A 21,794-nucleotide genomic window follows, 5' to 3' on the forward strand; every position below is an offset into this window, starting at 1 on the left:
TCAGCCCTTGTGCAGGGCGAGGACGGCGGGGCGCTCGGAGCGGTCGAACCACGCCAGGGAGGACTCCCACAGGGCGGCCACGGCCTCGTCGGCGCTCTCCTGAGTGTCGGCGCTCAGGACGGCCTGGACCGCGGGCGAGGCGTCGGGCAGGTCCGCGAGGATAGCGGCCACGTCCGACCAGGTGTATTCGAAGGCCGCCGCCTCGAAAATGTGGGGTTCGATCTGCTCGCCGGGAGTCAGCGTCGTCGAGGTCGGGGTGTCGACGGCGAGGACGACGCGCGCCAGCCCCGCCCCCTCCGTCTCGCGCGCTAGCTCGAGGGAGGACAGTGCCGCCTCGGTGATGGCGTCATCCTCGAGGACCTCGATGTCCTCGCCGCTCATGCCGCCCTCGGGCACACACAGGACTCCGCTGCGCACGGGCGGCAGCAGGACGGACAGGTCGGACAGGACGGCGGGAACGTAGACGCGCATGATCACAGTGTAGGCATCCACTGCTCGACAATGGCTTCCAACGCGTCGGAAGCGGCGCAACGCGTGCCGTTCTCGCCGAGCGCTTTGCCCCGCAGAGCAGCCCGACGAACGCCCGCGTCTTCATCGACGACATGAAAGAGACGATGAGGCATGAAGGCACCGATCGCGGCTTGTAAGGATGGGACCGGGTGCGGGCCAATCGCGTCCGTGCTCACGCGGTTGACGATGATGTCGACCGGAAGATCACGCCCATGTTCCTCCCACCAACGCGCCACGAAGGAGAGGCGGTTGATACCGACGATATCCCCGCGCGCGACGATCACGAGTCGGTCGGCGCGCTCGAGCACCCCGAGGGCAGCGTCGTCACGGTTGGCCCCTCGAGCGGTTTTTTCCAGGGAGGTCGAGGCGACATCAACGACGCAGTAGCGGGCGCTCAGACGCAGTGCGCCGACAATCGTTTCGATGCTCGGACGACTGACTTCGCGCCAGCGGTGCGGGGTCACGAGGCCGGTAACGACGCGCAGCCCCTCGGAGCGAGGGACGCTGGCGGCGTTGATGTCCTGGGGTGTGAGGGGTCCACGCGAGGCTGTACGCGCCAGGATCGACAGGCCCGAGGCCTGGACGGGCATCCCGAGGAGGTGCGCAATCGTCGGGTTAGCCGTGTCGGCATCGACGAGGAGGGTCGGTGCACTGCGCGCAAGAATCGCCGCGAGGCCACTCGCGATGGTCGTGCGTCCGGGTGCCCCACTGGTGCCCCACACGGCGATAACCGTCCCGGGAGAGGAGGGAGGGGGCGGAGGCGGGGGTTGCTCGTCGGATGCAGCCGCATGGACGCGGACGTTACGCGTGGCCGCGATGAGCGAATTGACGACCTGTTCGGGACTTCCCGGGGCCGCAACGGAGGCAACTCCGAGGGATGCAAGCCGAGACCGATCTGCGTGCGCTGCCAGAGCGACGACCGCCATGCCACACGAGCGCAGTGCATCGAGAGACTCGGCCGTCAGGTCCGGATCGCTGCCGTCGATGACGGCCAGGTCCGCAACGCCCGCGCGGGCCGCTGCGATCACCTCGGCGAGGTCAGCGCAGCGTCGAACAATCGCCAGGGTATCGCCGTGGCGCTGTATCGCCTGGATGAGGGGTGCTTCGTATCTCTGATCAGCCAGTATGACGACCCCGTGAACCGAACTCATGGCGCACCGACGGGCACGGCGGCGAGTCCATCCGTGGAACTTTGAGCGGCCAGGAGAACCGGAAGAGACTGGGAGTCGGCGAGAATCTCGATGCGTTGTCCCCGCCTCGTCTGGGATGATGCGGTCGCCTCAATCCTGCGCACGAAGGTAAAGGTTCCCTCGATTTCGCGCGCCGGTGCGATTCCTTGGGCCTGAGTTCGCGTCGGCACCGTCCACAGACGAATCTTGGTGCCGTCTGCCACCCCATCCGGAAGGCCGGTGGTTACGGTCACGGCAAGACGAACCGTATCTGCCGCGCTTTCCGCTGCCCCCTGCGTAATATCGGAGCGCATGAGGATCTGCCCGGGCGCAAGCTGACGCGTCGCGACGGACCCCATGGGAGCCTCGGATGTTGGGGCATAGACGGAGGCGTCCACGCGAAGGACGATTTCGCGCACGTTGTCGGCGGTGATGGCATCGCCGGGCGCAATCGTGGTCGTCACGGTGTAGACGCGGGTTCCTCCCCGGAGGAGCCCACTGAGGACACTGAAGGCGATCACGGACGCGATAACGAGGACCACTCCGATAATGAATCGGCGGTCCACCTTGCCGGGGGCGCGCGTCGGAATCGACACTGAAGCTGAGACGCGTTTCACTCTTCTATGATGCACGCTCAATCGAAAAAACGGTAGGTTGCCCACTACTCATCACAACCAACCGATCTGATCGGCGAAGTGACGCGTAAAAAATTGCCGACTCAAACCAATCAAACGAAGCAACCTCAACTGATAGCATGTTGCCATGGCAACACGATTCCTCACTCTCGCTGATGTCGCCGAGACCCTGAATCTCACGATGTCAGCCACCCGCGCCCTCGTTTCCTCCGGCGAGCTCCCGGCCATTCAGGTCGGCGGCAAGCACGTGTGGAGGATCGAAGAATCGGTCCTGGAGCAGTTCATCCAGGATCAATACGTCGCGACGCGCGAGCGTCAGAAGGCGGAAAACACTCAGTAATCGGTCGACCATCGCTGGCCGATGACGCGGAGTCGACGAAGCCCCGCGAGTGCCAGCGAGACGGTCACCCCTTCCTGTTCATCGCGGCCGTCATAGGTGATGGCCGCACCGCTGAGGGCAACATCGACATGGTCCGCATAGACCGCGTCGATGACTCCCCTGCGGTCACCACCGTCGGACTCAATGGCGACGCCGACTCCTCGCGCGCTCAGCTCTCGCAGCACGTGCCCGACACCGACCCCACCCCTGATCGACGATTCTCGGGCGGCACTACGACCCAGAGGCCACGCGCCGACGATGGCAGACAGCATCACAAGGCTGTCGCCGCTTTCTCCACGCATGAGCACCCACGTTCGCGTTGAGTCAAGGATCTGACCCGACACGACCTGTCCGCCACGCAACGCGAGGGTAACGATGCCCGAGGCGCCAGCGAGCCGCGCCGACAGGGTCACCGACGCGCGCTCAGCATCTGTGAGTTCATCGATGAGTTCTTCGAGGTCGCGCACGCGCTGCTCATCGAAGCGCGCTTCCAGTTCGGCAATGAATGCTGACATGTCCATATCCCTACGATGCCACACTCCCACCCACAAAGCGCTCCACATCACATTTTCATATCATTTTGACAAACGTATTGACACATACTGACATGAAGCGGATAGTTAGATGCAACGAATCCGTCTCACTCGATGAAGAGTTCACCATGACTGATGATTCACGCACTCCCCTGGGTCAGGAACACCTGTCCGATGCTTTTCTCTGGCTGGTCGGTACCCCGCTGACCATCCTTGATTCGCTCTACCTAACCAGACTCGCCCCACCCCTCGAACCCGAGCACCCGGACACTCTGGTTGTCTGGATACTCGGCGTGCTTGCGCTCTTCCTGCTGATCTGGGGCCTCCTCAGCTCGGCGTGCGCCCACCTCGCACTCCTGCGTGGCGCCCCGCCGGCCGTCCGCCGCGTCGCACACGCGCTCGTCGCTCGCTGCGGAACCAGGCTGGCGCGCTCAATGCTCGCCCGGGCGGGCGCCAGCGCACTCATCGGGTCCGCGCTGGTGAGCGCCGCACCGGTTGCTGCTTCGATAGCGGCTCCGCAAGAGAGCTCATCACCGGGGGTTTCGCTCACGTGGGCGGATAGCCCACACCCCTCAGAGCCCACCCAGGAGCCGCCGCACGCCTCGCCGGATTCTTCCTCCGCACCGGCATCGACCTCCCCCAATTCGATCACAGTCGCGCCGGGCGATTCCCTGTGGTCGATTGCCGCGTCCCTGCATCCCGGAGCTGACGACGCCCGCATCGACGCAACGTGGCGCGCTATTCACGAGGCCAACGCGGGCACAGTACCCGACCCGGACCTCATCCATCCCGGCCAGCAACTCACACTCCCCCAGGACTTGCCATGAGCGCACAAATCGCACCCAGGCCTCGCAGCATCGAGCCGAGGATGAGACGGGCGGCCTCAACGCGGCCCAGCCCCACCCATCCGGTCCAGCCCGCGCCTTTCCGATGGAGTCGCAACGAGGCACTTCCCCACGGTCACTCACTCTCGCAGGCGCCACAGCGCACGGATGCGCCCACGCCGCGCAATCTGCCCGATGCCCAGCAGTGGGCCGCCACGCTTGCGCGTGCAATCATCGAGGTGGTCACGGGGGCACGCCAGGCTCCACAGCTGCGGCGCTGGCTCCTCCCAGAGCTCTACGGCGCGCTCACAACCGTCCACCTCTCCCCCTGTGCGCGCAGCACTCGTCCAATTCACGTGCGCACGTGTCCGATCGATGCGGCGACCACCGAGGCAGCCGTCATCGTGTCCACCGCGGCTCGCACGTACGCGCTCGCCCTGCGCCTCGAAGAATACCGCGGGCGCTGGATGATGACGGCACTCGAGCTCGCCTAACCACGGCGACGAGGCCCCGGCTTCGGATACAACAAACGGGTGAGGGGCTCCCGCAGGAACCCCTCACCCGTGTGCTGTAGCAATCAGCTCAGCGGCGGCGACGCTTCTTAGCAGCCGCGCGACGCTCTGCGCGGTTACCGCTGGACGACGACCCGGCCGATTCGGTGCCCTCGGCGGAGCTGTAGCTCACGCGACTCGGCGCCTTCGCGCGGCCCACGTTACCCATGACGGAACGGGCATGAGCCACGGCCTCGCGCGCGGCCTCGGAGGTAGCGGACTCGGCGGCAGCAACCTCTTCGACGCTGGGCTCGGCGGTCTCCGACGAGGCGGGAGACTGCTCGGGAGCAACAGTCGCGGACGCAATCGAGCCACCCGCTTCTTCCTCGGCAGCAGCCAGGGCGCGCTCGAACTGCTTGGCGTAGGAGAACACCTGCTGGACGGACTCCTCGCGGATGCGCTCAACCATCGCCTGGAACATCTGCGCGCCCTCGTCCTTGTACTCGACGAGCGGGTCGCGCTGACCCATCGCGCGCAGGCCGATGCCTTCCTTCAGGTAGTCCATCTCGTAGAGGTGCTCGCGCCACAGGCGGTCCACCACGGAGATGACGACGCGACGCTCGAGGGTACGAATGGGCTCATCGCCCAGCTGCGCCTGCGCCAGCGGGTTGGCGTTCAGGCGATCCTCCGTGTCCGCGTAGACGGCGTGGATGTCGCCGACCAGCTCGGTCACCAGATCGTCGCGCACGAGGGACGCAGCACCACCGTGCTCCTCCTCGACCTCTTCGATCGTGACCGACGGCGGGTAGTAGGCGCGCAGGTGCTCCCACAGGGTGGGCAGATCCCACTCGTCCACGGACTTATCGGCGATAGCCTCGTCGACCAGGCCGGTCACGAGGGACTCCATGAACGCGCGCATCTGCGGGCCCATGTCCTCGCCCTCGAGCACCTTGCGGCGCTCGGCGTAGATCGTCTCGCGCTGACCCGTCATGACGTCGTCGTACTTCAGGACGTTCTTACGGATCTCGAAGTTGCGGGCCTCCACCTGGTGCTGGGCCGACGCGATCGAGCGCGACACCATGCGGTTTTCCAGGGGCATATCCTCCGGGTATGCGCCCGAGGCCATGATGCGCTGGGCCATGCCCGAGTTGAACAGGCGCATCAGGTCATCTTCCATCGACAGGTAGAAGCGGGACTCGCCCGGGTCTCCCTGACGGCCGGAGCGTCCGCGCAGCTGGTTGTCGATACGACGCGACTCGTGGCGCTCTGAACCGAGCACGTACAGGCCGCCCAGCTCGCGCACCTCCTCGCGCTCGGCCTCGACGGCCTCTTCCGCGGCCTCGAGAGCCTTGGGCCACGCCTCGCGGTACTCCTCCGGGTTCTCCTTCGGGTCGAGGCCCTCGGCAGCCAGGTTCGCCTGGGCGAGGAACTCTGAGTTACCACCCAGCATGATGTCGGTACCACGGCCGGCCATGTTCGTGGCCACCGTGACCGCGCCCTTGCGGCCGGCCATCGCGACGATGGCGGCCTCGCGGGCGTGCTGCTTGGCGTTGAGGACCTGGTGCGGAATGTGCTTCTTCTTGAGCATCTGCGAGAGCAGCTCGGACTTTTCCACCGAGGCGGTACCGATGAGAACCGGCTGGCCGGCCTCGTGACGCTCGACGACGTCCTCGATGATCGCGTTCAGCTTGCCCTTCTCCGTCGGGTAGACGAGGTCGGACTGGTCCTTGCGGATCATCGGCTTGTTCGTGGGGATCGGGATGACGTCGATCTTGTACGTCGACGCGAACTCCGCGGCCTCGGTCTCGGCCGTACCGGTCATGCCCGAGCGGGAGCCCTCGGGGTACAGACGGAAGTAGTTCTGCAGCGTGATCGTGGCGAGCGTCTGATTCTCAGCCTTGATCTCCACGCCTTCCTTCGCCTCAATCGCCTGGTGCATGCCATCGTTGTAGCGGCGGCCCGGCAGGACACGGCCCGTATGCTCGTCGACGATGAGGACCTCGCCGCCGTCCACAATGTAGTCGCGGTCCTTGAAGAACAGCTCCTTGGCGCGGATCGCGTTGTTGAGGAAGCCGATCAGCGGGGTGTTCGCGGCCTCGTAGAGGTTCTCCACGCCCAGCTGGTCCTCGACCTTGTCGATGCCCGGCTCCAGGATGCCAACGGTCTTCTTCTTCTCGTCGACCTCGTAGTCCTCGTCGCGCTTCAGCAGACGCGCGATGCGAGCGAACTCCACGTACCAGCGGTTCAGGTCACCATCCGCGGGGCCCGAAATGATGAGGGGGGTACGGGCCTCGTCAATGAGGATCGAGTCAACCTCGTCGACGATGACGAAGGCGTGGCCGCGCTGGACCATATCCTCGGGCACCTGCGCCATGTTATCGCGCAGGTAGTCGAAGCCGAACTCGTTGTTCGTGCCATACGTGATGTCGCAGGCGTACATCTCGCGGCGCTCGGCAGGCGTCTGACCCACGAGGATACAGCCGCAGGTCAGGCCCAGGAAGTTGTAGACGCGGCTCATGATGTCCGACTGGTACTTCGCCAGGTAGTCGTTGACCGTCACGACGTGCACGCCCTTGCCGGTCAGCGCGCGCAGGTACGAGGGCATGGTCGCGACCAGGGTCTTACCTTCACCGGTCTTCATTTCGGCGATCTTGCCCTGGTGCAGGGCGATACCACCCATGACCTGGACGTGGAAGGGACGCATGCGCAGGATGCGCCACGAGGCCTCACGGACCGTCGCAAACGCCTCGACCAGGATGTCGTCCAGGGTCTCGCCCTCTTCGAGGCGGTCCTTGAACTCCTGGGTCTTAGCCTGCAGCTCCTCGTCCGTCAGAGCCTCGAAGTCCTCCTGCAAGGCATCAACCTGCGACGCAAGCCGGTCCAGCTTGCGCAGCATACGTCCTTCGCCCGCGCGAAGGATCTTGTCAATAATCGACACGAATAGCTCCTGACGTCTATAGCCCGCCCCCTTGTAGAGCGGACAGTCAAATCCACCCATTAGTTTACGAACTAACTGCCCAAAGTGGAAACGCCCGCGCGAACATGGACGCATTTAACGCTCACAGCGCACACGGGGGCGCCCCGGGCACGGTGCCCGGGGCGCCGCGGTCCTTCAACCGTCAGATTGTCGTGTTCAAGCGAAGCACGCCGTACGTCCACCCGTGGCGGTGGTAGACGACGCACGGCTGGTTCGTGTCCTTGTCGACGAAGAGGAAGAAGGGGTGGCCAACCATCATCATCTGGTCCAGGGCCTCGTCCACGCTCATCGGCGGGGCCTCGTGCACCTTCTGACGGACGATGATCGGGGTATCACCCCACTGCTCCTCGCGGGCCTCTCCGACCTTCAGGTCCTCAGCGCTGCGCAGCGGCTTGGGAGCCTCGGGTTCGGGTGCAGCCACCTCTTCAACGACGGGAGCTTCGAGGATTTCGGCTTCGGCCAGGTCGCGCGGGTACCGACGGCGGTGGTCCTTCACGCGATCACGCAGGCGGCGCAAGCGCTCGTAGAGCTTGCCGGCGGCAATGTCGACGGCCGCGTAGCGATCAGCGGACTGAGCCTCAGCGCGAATGATCGGGCCCTTACCGTAAACGGTCAGCTCGATGCGCTCGGCGGTGTCGGCCTGGCGGGGGTTACGTTCGTGAGTCAGCTCCACATCGACGCGCTGAGCGCGGGGGTAGAACTGAGTGATCTTCGAAACCTTCTCCTCCACGTATTCCCGGAAATTCGGGTGAATCTCGGCATTACGTGCGACGACGGTGATGTCCATGTGTTTCCTCCATGGTGTGCGGCGGGCATCGTTGCCCGCAGGTGGGGATTGTTCGGTGCTCACTGCCCGAACCGTGGTCTGAGCTATCACCTCCCGCACTGACGTGAGGAGCGTCCCTGCTGCTCACGCTATCGAAAGTCTGTAGCCACATCATACCGCAGCCGGTGACCTGCGTCATGTGATAAGTCCGGGTCGGCAGATCGCCACAACCGCGTCGAGCCCACCCAGCACACGCTCCATCTCCCGGATCGTCGCCCCCGTCGTCACCACGTCATCCACCGCCACCACAAGAACACCGCGCGGAGGAACCGCGAGCGCGCGCATCGACCCCATGCGCCCCACCGTGCGCTGCGCCCCGGCCTTGCCCGACTGGGAGGTTGCGCCGATGCGCAGGCGCACCGCGTCCACCACCCGCACGCGCACGCCCGGCCGCGCACCTGCCGCCAGGGCACGGGCAACAGCGCGTGCCAGCGGCAGCGCCACCTGCCTGCCCCGCAGGCGCCTCTTCCACGACGAGGGCGCGGGCACCACCCACACATCCACCGCTCCCCCGGCGCACGAAGCCCTCCCCTCCAAGGAACCCGCAGCGGCGGCGGGCGACCCCGCCACGCCCAGCACCCCGCCCAGCGCGGCGCCGAGGCGGGCCCCGGCCTCGTCGAGAAAATCGGAGAGATCGGTGCGCGAGGAGTGCTTGGCGGCCAAGACGATGCGCCTCAGTGATCCCGCGTAGTCGCCCATGGCTAGCGCTGGCAGGTCGCCGCGCGCACCGTCAACGACGGTCGGGATTGGCTCCGCCTGCGCACGGCGACGGCACGACGGGCACAGGACCTCGTCCCAGGCGCGACACCCGGCGCATTGCACGGGAAGCAGCGCACCCACGAATCCTCTCCCAAGGGCACCCAGGCCGCGCACTCCCGCCACGTCTCTCACCCCGCGTAGCGCGCGGAGGTCAGTGTGTCAGGGGCATTTTGCCACAGGGCGCCCGAACGGATGAGCACCTGTTCCATACCGGCGGCATCGGTGCCCGTAATGACGACGGCAGAAGATGACCCACCGGCGCTCATCGACGTCACATGAATCGGAAGGGACACGTTGGACGGCAGACCGCCCAGGGGCATCGTGACGAGCTGATCGTCCTCACCTGTCGCGCGCACGACAAGCGCGAGACCCGTCGGCGTCGTCCACGAGGCATCGACAACCGAGCCGTGTTCGAGGGGAATCTCTTCGAGGGAACGGATTGCCAGCGGACGCCCGCTCGCTCCACGTTCAACGACGCCTACCCACGCGGTTGCGTCGCTGCCCCGCAGGACGAGGGCGCGCGTACCGTCGGGCGAGATGCGAACCGCGCGGATCTGCCCGGCACTTTCAGACTCAACGCTCACACTGAACGCGCCGTCGACTCCCCCGCCGACGCTCACCGACGAGACCGTGGCCGGACCCCACACCCATCCGAAGCGGTCCACCGACGGACCGAGAGGTGCTTGTCCGGGCAGGAACGCAACCGTCGTCCCACCGCGCTGCGCGTACACCCCGTCAGTGCCGCTCCAGGCCACGAGAGAAGAGTCGACGGGCGACACCGTCGGATTTGAGGCATCGGTGACCGCGGCCAGCTCCGTCACCGATGAGGAGGAAACGAGCCCAACCCCGCCAGGACCGGCACCCACAAGGGTGTCCAGCGAGTAGGTGGGCGGTACCGGAATCGCCTGCGTATCCAGCACATCACCGGACAGGGAGGCATTGACACGCGACACGTCCGCTACCTGAGTCAGGGTGCGGACCAGTTCCCACGCGAGGGTCGTGCGCGCACTCTCGCTGCTGGGCATCACCGCGTTGAGCTCGACGCGCGCAACCCCATCGGCGACGTCCAGCCCCTGGGACGGGACGGTCGTGCCCGCCGGGATCGCGTTCGCCGTCACCGGAGCGAGGGATTGACGGGGACCTTCGACGAGGCCCGCAAGCAGGTGCGAGGCCAGACGCCGAGAGGGATACCAGCGCGGGTCTGCAACCAGGTCACCACCCTCCGCCGTCGGAAAGTAGAGGTTGGCGAGCGAGAACGAGGCCGTGAAGGACGCCCGGCTCATCAGAACCATGTTCTCGGGGTTGTTAATGCGCCACTGTCCCTCCTCACGCACGAGGGTGAAGGTACGAGACACAGTCGAGGCGGCCACGCGGGTCAACACGCCAAAGGCATCGACGCTGGCCACACCGAGCACGGCGACCGTCACATCGACCTGCGTTGCGGTCTCGGAGCCGGCAGTAACGGAGGGTGCCGTGTCTGTGTCGTACACGAGGATCTCGGTCTCCGGCTGCCAGGAGCGCGCCGAGGCTGCACTCAAGAACAGGCGAGCCGTCGCATAGTCGTCCTGGGGGCCGGCGGCACAGGCGAGCAGGAAGTCATTGACCAGGGTCGCGGCATCGGCGTCCGCGGAGGGACCCTCCGCGGAAAACTGGATGCCGCTGCCGTCCTTGGCGGACACGTCGAAGGGGGCCGGGGCCGATGAGGTGGGCAGCGAGGTACACCCGGCGAGGGCCAAGCAGGCGGCGAGAGCGAGAGGCATCAGTCGGCGTTTCATTCGTTCTCCCACAGGGCCAGGGGGCGGCTAACGATGTCCTCGCCGGCTTTCTTCGGCAGCGTCATCAGGAAGGAAGCCCCGCGTCCGGGCTCCCCGTATGCCTGAAGGCGCCCACCGTGGATGGCGACGTCTTCCGTCGCAATCGCGAGGCCGAGGCCGGTTCCACCGGTCGTACGTGCCCGCGCGGTGTCCGCCCGGTAGAATCGATCAAAGACGTGGTCCGCAACCTCCTGGGTCATGCCCACTCCACGGTCGCGGACGCGGCAGGCGACATCGGTCTCGGTCGTTGCGAGCGTAATCGTCACGGGCGTGCCGTCGGCGTGCTCGATCGCATTGACGACGAGGTTGCGGATGACGCGTTCGATGCGGCGCTCGTCAACCTCGGCGGCGACGCGGGTGGGGGCGACGATCTCGACCGCGACCCCCTGACGCTCGGCGAGATCGGCGCACGCCTCGACGACGCGGGTGACGATGGGACGCAGGTCGCGGTCTTCTGCGTCCAGCAGGGCGCTCGCCGCGTCGTAGCGAGAGATCTCGAGCAGATCCGCAAGCATCTGTTCCATGCGTTCGGTCTGGTCATGCAAGAGCTCAGCGGAGCGGCGCGCGTGCGCGGGTAGGTCGTCGCGATTATCCCAGACGATGTCGTCTGCCATACGGATAGTCGTCAGCGGCGTGCGCAGCTCGTGGGACACGTCGGACACGAAGCGCTGCTGCAGTTTGGCAAGCTCGTCGTATCGCGAAATGGTGTCTTGCAGCGAGGACGTCATCGCGTTGAAGGCGCGCCCCAGGTCCGCCATCTCATCGTCACCGCGAACGTCGACGCGCACGTCCAGGTCCCCCTCCGAGGCTTTCGTCGCGGCCGCAGCGGTCACGCGCACGGGCAGGAGCAACCGGTGCAGGAGCGCAAACACGCCAATCGGTAGGGCGATGATGATCGGCAAAGCGGACAGGAAGAGAACCCGAAGGACCACGTCCACCTGCGCCTGATCGGCGGAGAGCGAATAGAGAATGTAGAGCTCGTGTGTGCCCGCGCGGGGCAGCTGGACCTGTGTACCGACCAGGATCCCCGGCTCTTCCCTCTTGTCCTCACCGGAACGAATGGCGACCGACTGCCACTGCGCCCCTCCCCCAGCGACCGCCGCACGCATCTCGCTCGTCACGAGGGCACGCATCTGCTCATCTTCGATCTGATTGATGCGCAGCGAGGCTGTGGTGCCCTCCGAGCGCAGCAGCGCCACGTTCGTCGCACCCGCGCCGGCCGCCGAGGCCTTGAGCGAGGCCAACGCCCCCCGCGCGGATTCCTGGACCTGCGCCGGGGACGAGGCGGTCGAGGAGGAGAACACGGACTGAGCCGAGGAGAAACGCAGTGACGCATCCGCCAGGATCGCATCCCTGCGCGTCTCGAACATGGACGTGCGTAGCTGGGAGGCGATGATCACGCCAAAGACAAGAACGATGATGAGAGTGGCGACCGTGATCGCGAGGGCAATTCTGGCCGACAGGGAGTGTCGAATGCGGCTGGCGAGGTGCGACGAGGCGAGGAGGGCCCACGGCCTCGAGCCTGTGATGGCGCGCAGCAGGTGCCTCAGCGTGTCCCTACGCCCCTGCGCCTGCACGGTACCCAACCCCGCGGACGGTCACGACGAGCTCAGGACGCTCGGGATCTCGTTCAATCTTCGAACGCAGACGCTGCACGTGAACATTCACGAGCCTCGTGTCGGCAGCGTGGCGGTATCCCCACACCTGTTCGAGGAGTTCCTCGCGAGAAAAAACTTTCCAGGGCGCGCGCGCCAGCGTCACCAGCAGATCGAATTCGAGGGGCGTCAGGGCGATCACGCGGCCCTCACGCTTGACGATGTGTCCGGCCACGTCGATGGACAGGTCCTGCAAGCTGAGGCCCTCTTCCACCTGGGCATCCTCGCGTCCGCGCAGGCGAGCACGCACGCGGGCCACCAGCTCCTTCGGTTTAAAGGGCTTGGGCACGTAGTCGTCCGCCCCGGCTTCGAGCCCCGTCACCACATCAGAGGTGTCAGAACGAGCGGTCAACATAACGATCGGGGCATCCGACACGCGTCGAATCGCGCGGCACACGTCGAAACCGTCCATGCCGGGAAGCATCACATCGAGAAGAACCAGGTCTGGGTGATGCTCCTGGAACTGAGCCAACGCCTGGGATCCGTCGGCACAAAAGACGACGTCGAAGCCCTCGTTCTGGAGGACAATCCCGATCATCTCGGCCAGGGCGACGTCGTCGTCGACGACGAGGATGCGCGAACTCATGTCACGATAGTGTCACGAAATCGTCACAAACGCAGAAGACTCGCGCATCAACGGCCCAATTTCTCAACCGGACAAGGTTTCACGCAACGGCGCTGTGTGGCAGGATTGATGACAGACCAGCACCATCAACATGGAGGCACGAATGAGCACCCCGTGGACCGCTCCCGACTCGTCGACCCCGTACCAGTCTTCCCCGACCCCTTCAGGTGCGGGCAACCAAGGCTATGGCGCTCAGCCCTCCTACGGTGCGCAGCAGGGTTATGGCGCTCAGCCCTCCTACGGTGCGCAGCAGGGTTACGGCGCGCAGCCCGGATACGACGCCCAGCAGGGTTACGGCGCGCAGCAAGGCTACGCGCAGCAAGGCTACGCGCAGCCCGGATACGACGCCCAGCAGGGTTACGGCGCGCAGCAAGGTTACGCGCAGCCCGGCTACGGTGCTCAGCCAGGATACGGAGGCCAACAGAGTTACGCGTCGTCGCAGCCCGGTGCTTCCGGCTACAGCGTCAACGCCAACCAGTGGGGCTGGGAGGCCAAGCCCGGCATCATCCCCCTGCGTCCGCTCACCATCGGTGACCTGATGAGCGGCTCCTTCGCAGCAATCCGCCAGAACCCGAAGATCCTTTTCGGCTTCACCCTGGCGGTCATGGCGGTCATTTCTCTCCTCACCATGGTGACGTCGTTCCTCCCGACCTCCCTCGGGTCTATCACCGGATCGAGCGATCCCCAGGGTTCCCTCACGGGTACGGAGGACTTGGCCATCATGCTGCTCGGTAGCCTCGCGTCGCAGGGTGTGCAGACGCTGGCGACACTCGCGGGCACCACCATCATCATGGGCATGCTGGCAACCACGGTCTCGCAGATGATGATCGGCAACAAGGTGACGCTCTCGCAGGCCTGGACCATGACCCAGCCGCGCCTGGGTGCTCTCATCGGCACGTTCCTCCTCACCGGCATTGCGACGTCGATCCCGCTGATCATCTACGCCGTGCTCATGTTCGTCCTGTTCTTTGCTTTCATCGGGTCCGACTCGGTCAGCTGGCTTGTTCTGATCGGAATCCTTCTCCTCATTCCGACCTTGGTTGCCACGTACTTCGTGACCATTAAGCTTGCCTTCGGCTCCGTCATCACGGTGCTCGAGGAGATCGGACCGATCGCGGCCATGAAGCGTTCGTGGACCCTGAGCAACGGCTACTTCTGGCCGACGCTCGGGCGGTTCATGCTCATCTCCGTGGTCGCCGGCTTTATCGGTGGTTTCATCGGTGGTTTCGTCGGCGGTTTCGCGGGCGTGGCGATGTTTGCAGCGGCCGATAGCGAGACCGGTTCGACAATTGTCTTGGCTGTGACGGCAGGTCTGACCACGCTCGTGAGCGGCCTCGTCACGCCGCTGACGGCCACCTACGAGACGCTCATGTACGCGGACCTGCGCATCCGTAAGGAGAACTTCGCAGCGGTCCTCATCCAGGCGAGCACCCAGCCTCAGTGAGCCCCATGCTCGGATGCGAGATTCCGCTGACGCCCGATCAGGGCGAGGCTCGAGACTGGCTCCTGGAGGAGCTTTCGAAGGGTGTATACGGTGAGATTTCGGGCCCTATCGTCAGCTTCGTCTCGGACCTGATCGATGGTTTTTTCCATCTCTTGTCGTGGAGGGGCGAGGGCACCCCACCGATCTCGTTGATCCTCACGATCCTCGCGATCATCGCGATTGCCGCCCTGATCGTTGTGCTCATCCTCCACCCGATTCGACTGGCCAAGCGCCGGTCCGGATCCGTTTTCGAGGAGGAGACCAGCACTCCGCAGGTTCGGGCCTCGTTCGACGAGGCCGTGGCCTCCCAGGATTGGAACCTCGCGTACGTGTGGGCCTACCGTCTCATGGTCCTAGGCCTCGACGACCACGACGTCGTCTCCTCGACTCCGGGCTTGACCGCCCGCGAGGCTGCCGACGCCGCGACCCGTGTCGCACCCGGGCTTGCCCCGCAGCTGTCCGCCTACGCCGAGACTTTCGACAAGGTGCGCTACGGTCATTCCACGATCACTCGCGAGGAGGTGGATGCGCTGCGTTCCTTCACGCCGGTCCTCCTCGATGTGTGTAGCCACGCGGAGGACCTGTCATGAAGTCCCGGCAGGTTTCCATCGTCACCCCGACGGCGCGTGAACGTTTTTCGACGGCACGACCGATGCTGCTCCTCATCGCCATCACGGTGATTGCTCTGATGGGCTCTGTGGTCCTCAGCCAGATGGGATACAACAACGAGCCCGTCGGTATTCGCAACAGGCACGGCGACGGCGCCCGGGCGCTCGCCCAAGTTCTTGGCAACCACGGAGTATCCGTACGCGAGGTCAACGCCGATCAAGCCGCCACTGTGGACGATGACACGACTCTCGTCGTCATCTTTCCCTCGCGCATGCGCGACTCTGTCGCCAAGGCGATAGAGACTCGCGCGAATGTCGTCTACGTCGGTCTCGAAGAACAATACGATTCGTCCTCCCCCTATCTGGGTGGACTGCGCGCGCAACGCGACTGGGAGAGCCCGCGTGTCGTCACGGCCGGGTGCCAATCCGAAACCGCGACTCGTGCGGCCTCATTGACATCCTCTGCCTACGTGATCACGGGCAGTGCTCACGGCTGGGAGCTGTGCTTCTCAGGGACGAGCGACGCCTACGGGTACGCGGAAAAGATCGAGGATGGGCGTTTCCGTGCGATCATCCCCGATTCCCTTCGCCTGCGTAACCGCGCGATCACCGACGAAGGAAACGCCGCCCTCGCTGTCAACGCGATCGGGCGCACCCCGAAGGTCGCATGGTATTCGCCAACAGAAAAAGATACCCTCGGCCACGGTGAAGACCTCAGCACCGAGGCTCCCTTCCTCGCGCCCGCATTCCTCCTGACCATCGGCGCGTGCCTCATCGCTGCCGTTGCTCGAGGCCGACGCCTCGGCCCCTTGACACCGGAGAATCTGCCGATCGAGGTTCCCGCCTCTGAAACCGTCATCGGTAAAGCCCGCCTGATGCGCTCTCAGCGTGCCTACGAGCACGCCGCCACGGCACTGCGCAGCGCGAGCGCGTCACGTATCGCGACCGCGCTTGGCGTCGCCCACACCGCTGACCGTGAGACTCTCACCCGCGCGATTGAGCAACGAGGCCTGCTCACGTCACGCTCGACCGCTGTCTTGTGGGGGCCTCCCCCCACCTCCGAGAAAGAACTCGTCCGCCTCGCCCATGACCTCGACGCTCTCGAAAAGGAGATTCGCCAATGACTAGCCCGATTCCCGGCCCCTCATCCGACGGCGTGCCCCAGCCCGGGCCCGCCCCCACGGGAGCACCCCAGCCGGTTCCGGCACCCACGGCGGCTCCGGGCGGTTACGCACCGCAGGGAGAGGTGCCCACGCATGGCGCCCCCGCCTCGTACGTGCCGACCGCGCCCACGGCCCAGGCGGCCGCACCTCAGGAAGGTGCACCCCAGGGGGCTCCGCAGCAGGTCCCCTCCTACTCGGCCCCGACGGGCGAAGGATGGTCCGGTCGTTCGCTGAGCGAGAGTGAACGACGCACGCAGGAGTCTCTCCTCACCCTCAAGTCGGAGATCGGCAAAGCCGTCGTCGGCCAGGACGGAGCTATCACCGGCCTGATCGTCGCCCTCGTCGCCGGCGGTCACGCGCTGCTGGAAGGCGTCCCCGGCGTCGCCAAGACGCTGCTCGTGCGCACGCTGGCCCGCGCCCTCGACGTCGACATGGCGCGCATCCAGTTCACCCCCGACCTCATGCCCGCGGACATCACGGGCTCCATGGTGTGGGACGCGGGTCAGTCCAAGTTCGTGTTCCGCGAGGGCCCGGTGTTCACGAACCTGCTGCTCGCCGACGAAATCAACCGCACTCCCCCCAAGACTCAGTCCGCGCTGCTGGAGTCCATGGAGGAACACACCGTCTCGATCGACGGTGAGACGCGCATCCTGCCGGATCCCTTCATGGTGATTGCCACCCAGAACCCGGTCGAATACGAGGGCACCTACCCGCTGCCCGAGGCCCAGCTGGACCGTTTCCTCCTCAAGCTCGAGCTGCCCCTGCCCTCGCGTGAGGCCGAGATCGATATCATCGCCCGCCACCAGGCTGGCTTTAACCCGATGTCCCTGGCCGAGGCCGGCATCCAGCCCGTAGCGGGTGCCGCCGACATCCAGGCCGCTCACGAGGCTGCATCCCGCATTGAGGTCGCCCCCGCCGTCATGGCCTACCTCGTGGACCTGTGCCGAGCGACGCGCACCTCCGCCGCCGTGCGCATGGGCGTATCCCCGCGTGGTGCGACTGCTCTGCTGCGTACCTCGCGCGTGTGGGCGTTCCTCCAGGGACGCGGCTTCGTCACCCCTGACGACGTCAAGACGATGGCCCCCGTCACCCTCGCACACCGACTCGGGCTGCGCGCCGAGGCCAACCTCGAGGGCGTCAGCGCTACCGACGTCATCACGGGTGTCCTCGCGGCCACTCCCGTGCCCCGCTGAGGCTGCCCGTGGCGATCTCGGCGCGCAGCGCGCTCCTCGTTCTGGTGGGCTTGATTCCGCTCGCCTTCGCCCCGTCCCGCGGCTTTGCGTGGATGTGGTGTGGCATCGTCGTGCTCGTGTGTCTGCTCGATGCTCTCGCGGCGCCCTCACCGCGCACCCTGCGCATGAGCCGCGAGGTGACGGGCTCGATTCGTGCTGATCAGACAACCGAGGCCTCGCTGCGGCTGACGAATACGACGAGGCGCCAGATGGTCCTGGACGTGCGTGACGCGTGGCCGCCCTCGTTGCGCCAGTCGCCGCCGCGCCAGCGTGTGCGCCTGCACCCGAAATCCGCTGAGAAAATCACGACACTTCTGTCCCCCACCAGGCGAGGAACCCGCCACGCTGACGTCGTGACGATCCGGTCCTGGGGTCCCCTGCACCTGGGGGCCCGCCAGGTGTCCATCGCTGCGCCCCTGAGCCTGTCTGTGCTCCCCGAGTTCAAGGCGCGAGTGCTCCTGCCCTCGCGCCTGGCTCGTTTGCACGAGCTCGAGGGCACCACGCCGACGACGCTGCGCGGCGCCGGTACCGAGTTCGACTCGCTGCGCGCCTACGTTGTGGGTGATGACCCCCGCGATATCGACTGGCGCGCCTCCGCCCGCTCAACCGAGCTGATGGTGCGTCAGTGGCGCCCCGAACGCGACCGTCACGTTGTGATCGTCGTGGACTGCGGTCGCGCGTCCTCCGCACTTCTCGGAGCGCCCGAGCACGAGGAGGTCGACTCCATTGCGCTGGGGCGCGCGCCGCGCTTGGATTCCTCGATCGAGACCGCCCTGCTTCTGGCGGCGCTGGCTGACCGCGCCGGCGACAAGGTCCACCTGGTAGCCGTTGATTCGCGCGTGCGTGCGCGCGTCTCCGGCGTGCGCGGCGCCAAGATCATTGAGACTCTCGCGCAGACCTTCATGGACTTGAACCCGCGCCTGGACGTCACCGACTGGTCGCGGGCAGCGGACGCGGTCGAGCAGACCGTGCGTCACTCGGCATTCGTCGTCATCGCCACCAAGATTCCGCCCGCCGGACTGGAAACAGAGTTCACCGACGCACTGGCGAGACTCAGCAAACGCCACACGGTCCTCGTGGCCTCGGCAACTGACCCCGACGAGATCCGCGCCCGTAACGGACGCGAGGATGCCGAGTCCGTGTTCCTTGCAGCTTCGGCCTCGCTCGCCGAGCGTTCCGATGCCGCTGGGGCAGCCGACGTGCGCCTCGCCGGTGCCCTGACCCTGCAGGCATCGGCTGGGCTGCTCCCCGCGCGTACGGCCGACCGCTACATCGAGTTGAAGAAGAGCGGACGCCTGTAACCGCAGGTAGCGACGCTCAGCCCGATACCGGCTGGTAGTAGCCCGCGTCGATACCGACGTCGGCGTTCTGGCCCGCAAGGTGGGCCCTGCGGCCAAGGATCAACGTGTATGCCCAAACAGCGGCCGTCATAAGGGCTCCCAGCGTAATCTTGACGGCGTCGGGCAGGTCGGAAGGAGTCACGAAGCCTTCGAGGACACCGGATCCCGCGAGGAGGAGTGCGCAGCCGACAGCCACCGTCATGGCGCTACGCGCGGCCACGCCCACGGCCTGGAAGCGCGTCGCTGGACCGGGAACGAGGAGCGACCAAAATACGCGCAGGCCCGCTGCGACGGAGATGAAGACGGCGGTCAGTTCGGGCAGCCCGTGCGGCAAAATGAAACGGAAAAAGTGCCAGGGGCCCGCGTACACATACACGATTGCGCCAGCCATCCCGACGCCCGTCGCGTTGCCCCACAGGATCCTGAGCGGGTACACACCGGTGATACCCGTGACGACTGCCTGGAGAGCGATCCACGCGTTGTTCGCCCACACGGACAAGCCGAACTCCGCATTGGTGTCCTGGTGGTAGTACTCGACGAAGTCGCTGTGGGCATAGCGACGCAGCTGCTCCGGTGTCCCCAGCTGATTCATCGCCTCCGGTGTGGTGATCAGGTAGTGCGCCTCCAGCACGCCAATGGCGATGAAGACGAGCATGACACCGACCGTTACCCATCGGATCTGATAGAGGGCGTACGGGAGGGACACCTTGAAGAAGCGTGCGATCACAGTCCCGCTGATCCCTCCCGTTCCCGCCAGACGCCCGCGCGCCGCGGACAGGATACGCGAGAGCTCGGCGATGACGTCGGGATCAGGACTGGTCGTGCGGACGCGCGCCAGATCCGTTGCCGCAGAGCGGTAGAGGCGATCGAGCTCGTCGATCTCCTGCCCCGTCAGAGAGCGGGTACGCGTCAACTCCTCAAGACGTTTCCACTCCGTTTTTCCGCTCACCCGCAGCACATCGATGTCCATTGGACTAGCGTGTCATACATGAGCGCGCAACGCAGTCAATCACGCGTCATTCAAGACGACTACGTCCGGACGGGTGAAGCCGTCACCCTCGACATGACCCCAGCTTCGCCGCCCGTACGTTTCGCCGCCGCGATCATGGACGGCATCACGTACCTCGGGGCAGGACTTCTCATTCTTCTCTCTGCGGCACGTACGTGGTCAGGTGATTCTTACTCCCTCGTGCGCGTGTTCGTCGTTGGGCTGATCTCGTCGATCATGTTTTTCATTCCCCTTATTGTCGAGATTGCCACGGGTGGCCGTTCGCTCGGCAAGTGGGCCATGAACCTGCGGGTCGTGCGCGACGACGGCGGCGCGATTACCGCACGGCACAGCGCTGTGCGCGTCGGCGTCGGGATCTTGGAGAACTGGCTCATGTGGGGCGGGCTGGCGTTCTTCGTCGAGCTCTTCAACAAGAAGGGCAAGCGCTTGGGCGACCTGGCCGCGGGAACAATGGTCTGTTCCCAGGGGGACTCGGTGTTTTACCCACCCCTCGTGATGCCCCCGGGGCTTCAAGACTGGGCGCGCACAGCGACAATCCTGCCCCTCGACGACGCACTGGCTGCCGAGGCACGCGCTTTCCTGGGAACGAATCGCGGCATCGCACCGAAGCTGCGCGGAGAGGTCGCCTCATCCCTCGCTGATCGGCTCGTCAAGCGCGTTCAAACGCCTCTGCCACCCGGATTACACCCGGAGATTGTGATTGCCGCGATTCTCGTGGCTCGCCGTGATCGCGAGTGGGAGCGTGAGCGTGAGCGCCGAGCGCGCGGCAAGGCACGCTTCCACGAAGCAACACAGGCGCGCTTCGGGCTGTAGCTGCTAGTCCTCGTCGCCCTTCTCAGAACCGTCCACCACCGTAAACTGCGCGCGTCTACGCGCGTACGGGCTCGACGGATCCAGGGGACTCGAGGTGTCGGGAGTGCCGACGGAGCGAGCGGGCCCGAAAGGTCCCGCCTGGGGTCGGCGCGCTGTGTGAGCGGGGGCGGGCTCGGCCTGCGCCTCCTGAGCGACACGACGCACGGCGTCGACGAGCGCGGCGAGGTCGTCACCGGACGGCGGGGCCGGCTCGAAATTCGTCGCCAGTCGAACGACCTGCCAACCCAACGGTGCAGTCAGGTTCTGCGCGTGTTCCTCGCACAGATCATAAGAGTTGGGGTCGGCGACGGTCGCCAGGGGGCCGACAACGACCGTCGAATCACGGTAGTCGTAGGTCAAGGTGGCGACGGCGGCCGTCGAGCAGCCGGGCTTCGAGCAGTGGCGTTGGGCAATCACGTCCCTAAGAGTACGACACTCTGTGCGCGTATGGCCCACTCCAGCGCGCCATGCGCCTACCCTGAGGGGGTGTTTTCCACGCGCCGCCACATCTCGAGCCGCAACCGCCACGGTCGCGGCCCTCGTGGTCCCCTCTTTTTCCCGGGAACTCCGGCATGGCGGACGCGTCGCGAAGACTTCGATTCTATGGTGAGTGAGCTCGTCACCGAGCTTATTCGTCGCTGGCCTCAGGTCTCCACGATCGAGTTCGCGGTCGAAGATGTTCCGCCATCAGATCCCGCGCCATGGGAGTCACACAGCGTCGTTGTCGCGCGTATTTTCCCCGCTGATAGGCGCCGGGGTCTGCGGGATCGAATCGTGGTCTACCGCCTGCCGATCACGTTGCGATGCCCGCCCGAGGAGATTGCGATGATGACGCGCAGGGTGCTCGTGGAGAGGATCAGCCACATCCTGGCGCTCCCGCCGGACGAGATCGACGAGGCGATGCGCTGAG

The 21,794-nt window shown here is 65.8% G+C and carries 22 protein-coding genes; 10 read left to right on the top strand and 12 right to left on the bottom strand.

Features of this window, described 5'->3' with window-relative positions; genetic code table 11:
- From CYJ22_RS03250 to CYJ22_RS03260, 3 genes are read right to left on the bottom strand one after another with little or no spacing between them, the layout of a single operon-like run.
- A complete protein-coding gene (locus CYJ22_RS03250) occupies positions 1-471 on the bottom strand; it encodes a DUF6912 family protein (RefSeq protein WP_101601302.1) in 471 nt (156 codons plus the stop codon).
- Positions 472-473: 2 nt separating this feature from the next.
- On the bottom strand, positions 474-1,661 hold the full coding sequence (locus CYJ22_RS03255; protein ID WP_101601061.1) for an AAA family ATPase: 1,188 nt from the start codon (positions 1,659-1,661) through the stop codon (positions 474-476).
- Complete coding sequence (locus CYJ22_RS03260; RefSeq protein ID WP_431768512.1) at positions 1,658-2,296, bottom strand: SAF domain-containing protein; 639 nt, start codon at positions 2,294-2,296, stop codon at positions 1,658-1,660. The genes CYJ22_RS03255 and CYJ22_RS03260 overlap by 4 nt, the downstream gene beginning before the upstream one ends.
- Positions 2,297-2,441: 145 nt before the next feature.
- Between CYJ22_RS03260 and CYJ22_RS03265 the strand changes: the two genes are divergently transcribed.
- The gene (locus tag CYJ22_RS03265) at positions 2,442-2,654 is read left to right on the top strand and encodes a helix-turn-helix domain-containing protein (protein WP_009054023.1); all 213 of its coding nucleotides are present in this window, start codon (positions 2,442-2,444) and stop codon (positions 2,652-2,654) included.
- Here the strand turns inward: CYJ22_RS03265 and CYJ22_RS03270 are convergent.
- Entirely contained in the window at positions 2,648-3,214 is a 567-nt protein-coding gene (locus CYJ22_RS03270) for a hypothetical protein (RefSeq protein ID WP_101601064.1), read from the bottom strand. The genes CYJ22_RS03265 and CYJ22_RS03270 overlap by 7 nt on opposite strands.
- A gap of 140 nt (positions 3,215-3,354) precedes the next feature.
- Here CYJ22_RS03270 and CYJ22_RS03275 point away from each other — a divergent pair, with 140 nt between their 5' ends.
- Together CYJ22_RS03275 and CYJ22_RS10270 are read left to right on the top strand one after the other, a co-directional pair.
- Complete coding sequence (locus tag CYJ22_RS03275; protein WP_101601066.1) at positions 3,355-4,053, top strand: LysM peptidoglycan-binding domain-containing protein; 699 nt, start codon at positions 3,355-3,357, stop codon at positions 4,051-4,053.
- Complete coding sequence (locus CYJ22_RS10270) at positions 4,050-4,544, top strand: Rv3235 family protein (protein ID WP_243390444.1); 495 nt, start codon at positions 4,050-4,052, stop codon at positions 4,542-4,544. Before CYJ22_RS03275 ends, CYJ22_RS10270 begins: the two co-directional genes overlap by 4 nt.
- A gap of 88 nt (positions 4,545-4,632) precedes the next feature.
- On the opposite strand, the gene secA is transcribed toward CYJ22_RS10270, so the two are convergent.
- The 6 genes from secA to mtrA all read right to left on the bottom strand — a co-directional run bounded on the left by secA (position 4,633) and on the right by mtrA (position 13,158).
- Entirely contained in the window at positions 4,633-7,479 is a 2,847-nt protein-coding gene (gene secA, locus CYJ22_RS03285) for a preprotein translocase subunit SecA (RefSeq protein WP_101601068.1), read from the bottom strand.
- A gap of 181 nt (positions 7,480-7,660) precedes the next feature.
- Positions 7,661-8,305, bottom strand: a complete 645-nt coding sequence (gene hpf, locus CYJ22_RS03290) for a ribosome hibernation-promoting factor, HPF/YfiA family (protein ID WP_009054039.1) — start codon at positions 8,303-8,305, stop codon at positions 7,661-7,663.
- 174 nt (positions 8,306-8,479) lie between these two features.
- Positions 8,480-9,226 (bottom strand): competence protein ComF, encoded by a 747-nt coding sequence (locus tag CYJ22_RS03295; protein WP_101601070.1) that lies wholly within the window; start codon positions 9,224-9,226, stop codon positions 8,480-8,482.
- A gap of 5 nt (positions 9,227-9,231) precedes the next feature.
- On the bottom strand, positions 9,232-10,878 hold the full coding sequence (locus CYJ22_RS03300) for an LpqB family beta-propeller domain-containing protein (protein ID WP_034497693.1): 1,647 nt from the start codon (positions 10,876-10,878) through the stop codon (positions 9,232-9,234).
- On the bottom strand, positions 10,875-12,494 hold the full coding sequence (gene mtrB, locus CYJ22_RS03305) for an MtrAB system histidine kinase MtrB (RefSeq protein WP_101601072.1): 1,620 nt from the start codon (positions 12,492-12,494) through the stop codon (positions 10,875-10,877). Before mtrB ends, CYJ22_RS03300 begins: the two co-directional genes overlap by 4 nt.
- Complete coding sequence (mtrA, locus tag CYJ22_RS03310; RefSeq protein WP_009054826.1) at positions 12,475-13,158, bottom strand: MtrAB system response regulator MtrA; 684 nt, start codon at positions 13,156-13,158, stop codon at positions 12,475-12,477. Before mtrA ends, mtrB begins: the two co-directional genes overlap by 20 nt.
- 142 nt (positions 13,159-13,300) lie before the next feature.
- Between mtrA and CYJ22_RS03315 the strand changes: the two genes are divergently transcribed.
- The 5 genes from CYJ22_RS03315 to CYJ22_RS03335 are packed head-to-tail and all read left to right on the top strand — an operon-like array spanning position 13,301 to position 18,984.
- Positions 13,301-14,641 (top strand): hypothetical protein, encoded by a 1,341-nt coding sequence (locus CYJ22_RS03315; RefSeq protein ID WP_101601074.1) that lies wholly within the window; start codon positions 13,301-13,303, stop codon positions 14,639-14,641.
- A 5-nt stretch (positions 14,642-14,646) separates the two neighbouring features.
- The gene (locus tag CYJ22_RS03320) at positions 14,647-15,270 is read left to right on the top strand and encodes a DUF4129 domain-containing protein (protein WP_101601077.1); all 624 of its coding nucleotides are present in this window, start codon (positions 14,647-14,649) and stop codon (positions 15,268-15,270) included.
- Positions 15,267-16,412 (top strand): DUF4350 domain-containing protein, encoded by a 1,146-nt coding sequence (locus CYJ22_RS03325; RefSeq protein ID WP_101601079.1) that lies wholly within the window; start codon positions 15,267-15,269, stop codon positions 16,410-16,412. The genes CYJ22_RS03320 and CYJ22_RS03325 overlap by 4 nt, the downstream gene beginning before the upstream one ends.
- Entirely contained in the window at positions 16,409-17,644 is a 1,236-nt protein-coding gene (locus CYJ22_RS03330) for an AAA family ATPase (protein WP_101601081.1), read from the top strand. The genes CYJ22_RS03325 and CYJ22_RS03330 overlap by 4 nt, the downstream gene beginning before the upstream one ends.
- An 8-nt stretch (positions 17,645-17,652) precedes the next feature.
- Positions 17,653-18,984: a DUF58 domain-containing protein gene (locus tag CYJ22_RS03335; protein WP_009054784.1), complete on the top strand. Its 1,332-nt coding sequence runs from the start codon at positions 17,653-17,655 to the stop codon at positions 18,982-18,984.
- Between the two features lie 16 nt (positions 18,985-19,000).
- Here CYJ22_RS03335 and CYJ22_RS03340 read toward each other — a convergent pair whose 3' ends face one another.
- Positions 19,001-19,993 carry a stage II sporulation protein M gene (locus CYJ22_RS03340; protein WP_101601083.1) on the bottom strand — a complete coding sequence of 331 codons (993 nt, stop codon included), beginning with the start codon at positions 19,991-19,993 and terminating at the stop codon, positions 19,001-19,003.
- Between the two features lie 18 nt (positions 19,994-20,011).
- Here CYJ22_RS03340 and CYJ22_RS03345 point away from each other — a divergent pair, with 18 nt between their 5' ends.
- A complete protein-coding gene (locus tag CYJ22_RS03345; protein WP_165782120.1) occupies positions 20,012-20,845 on the top strand; it encodes an RDD family protein in 834 nt (277 codons plus the stop codon).
- Between the two features lie 3 nt (positions 20,846-20,848).
- Here the strand turns inward: CYJ22_RS03345 and CYJ22_RS03350 are convergent, their stop codons facing one another.
- On the bottom strand, positions 20,849-21,301 hold the full coding sequence (locus CYJ22_RS03350) for a DUF3499 domain-containing protein (protein ID WP_009054791.1): 453 nt from the start codon (positions 21,299-21,301) through the stop codon (positions 20,849-20,851).
- Between the two features lie 186 nt (positions 21,302-21,487).
- Here CYJ22_RS03350 and CYJ22_RS03355 point away from each other — a divergent pair, with 186 nt between their 5' ends.
- Positions 21,488-21,793, top strand: a complete 306-nt coding sequence (locus tag CYJ22_RS03355; protein ID WP_101601088.1) for a metallopeptidase family protein — start codon at positions 21,488-21,490, stop codon at positions 21,791-21,793.
- Position 21,794 lies beyond the last annotated feature (1 nt).

The organism is Schaalia odontolytica, from assembly GCF_002847525.1.
GTDB lineage: Bacteria > Actinomycetota > Actinomycetes > Actinomycetales > Actinomycetaceae > Pauljensenia > Pauljensenia odontolytica_B.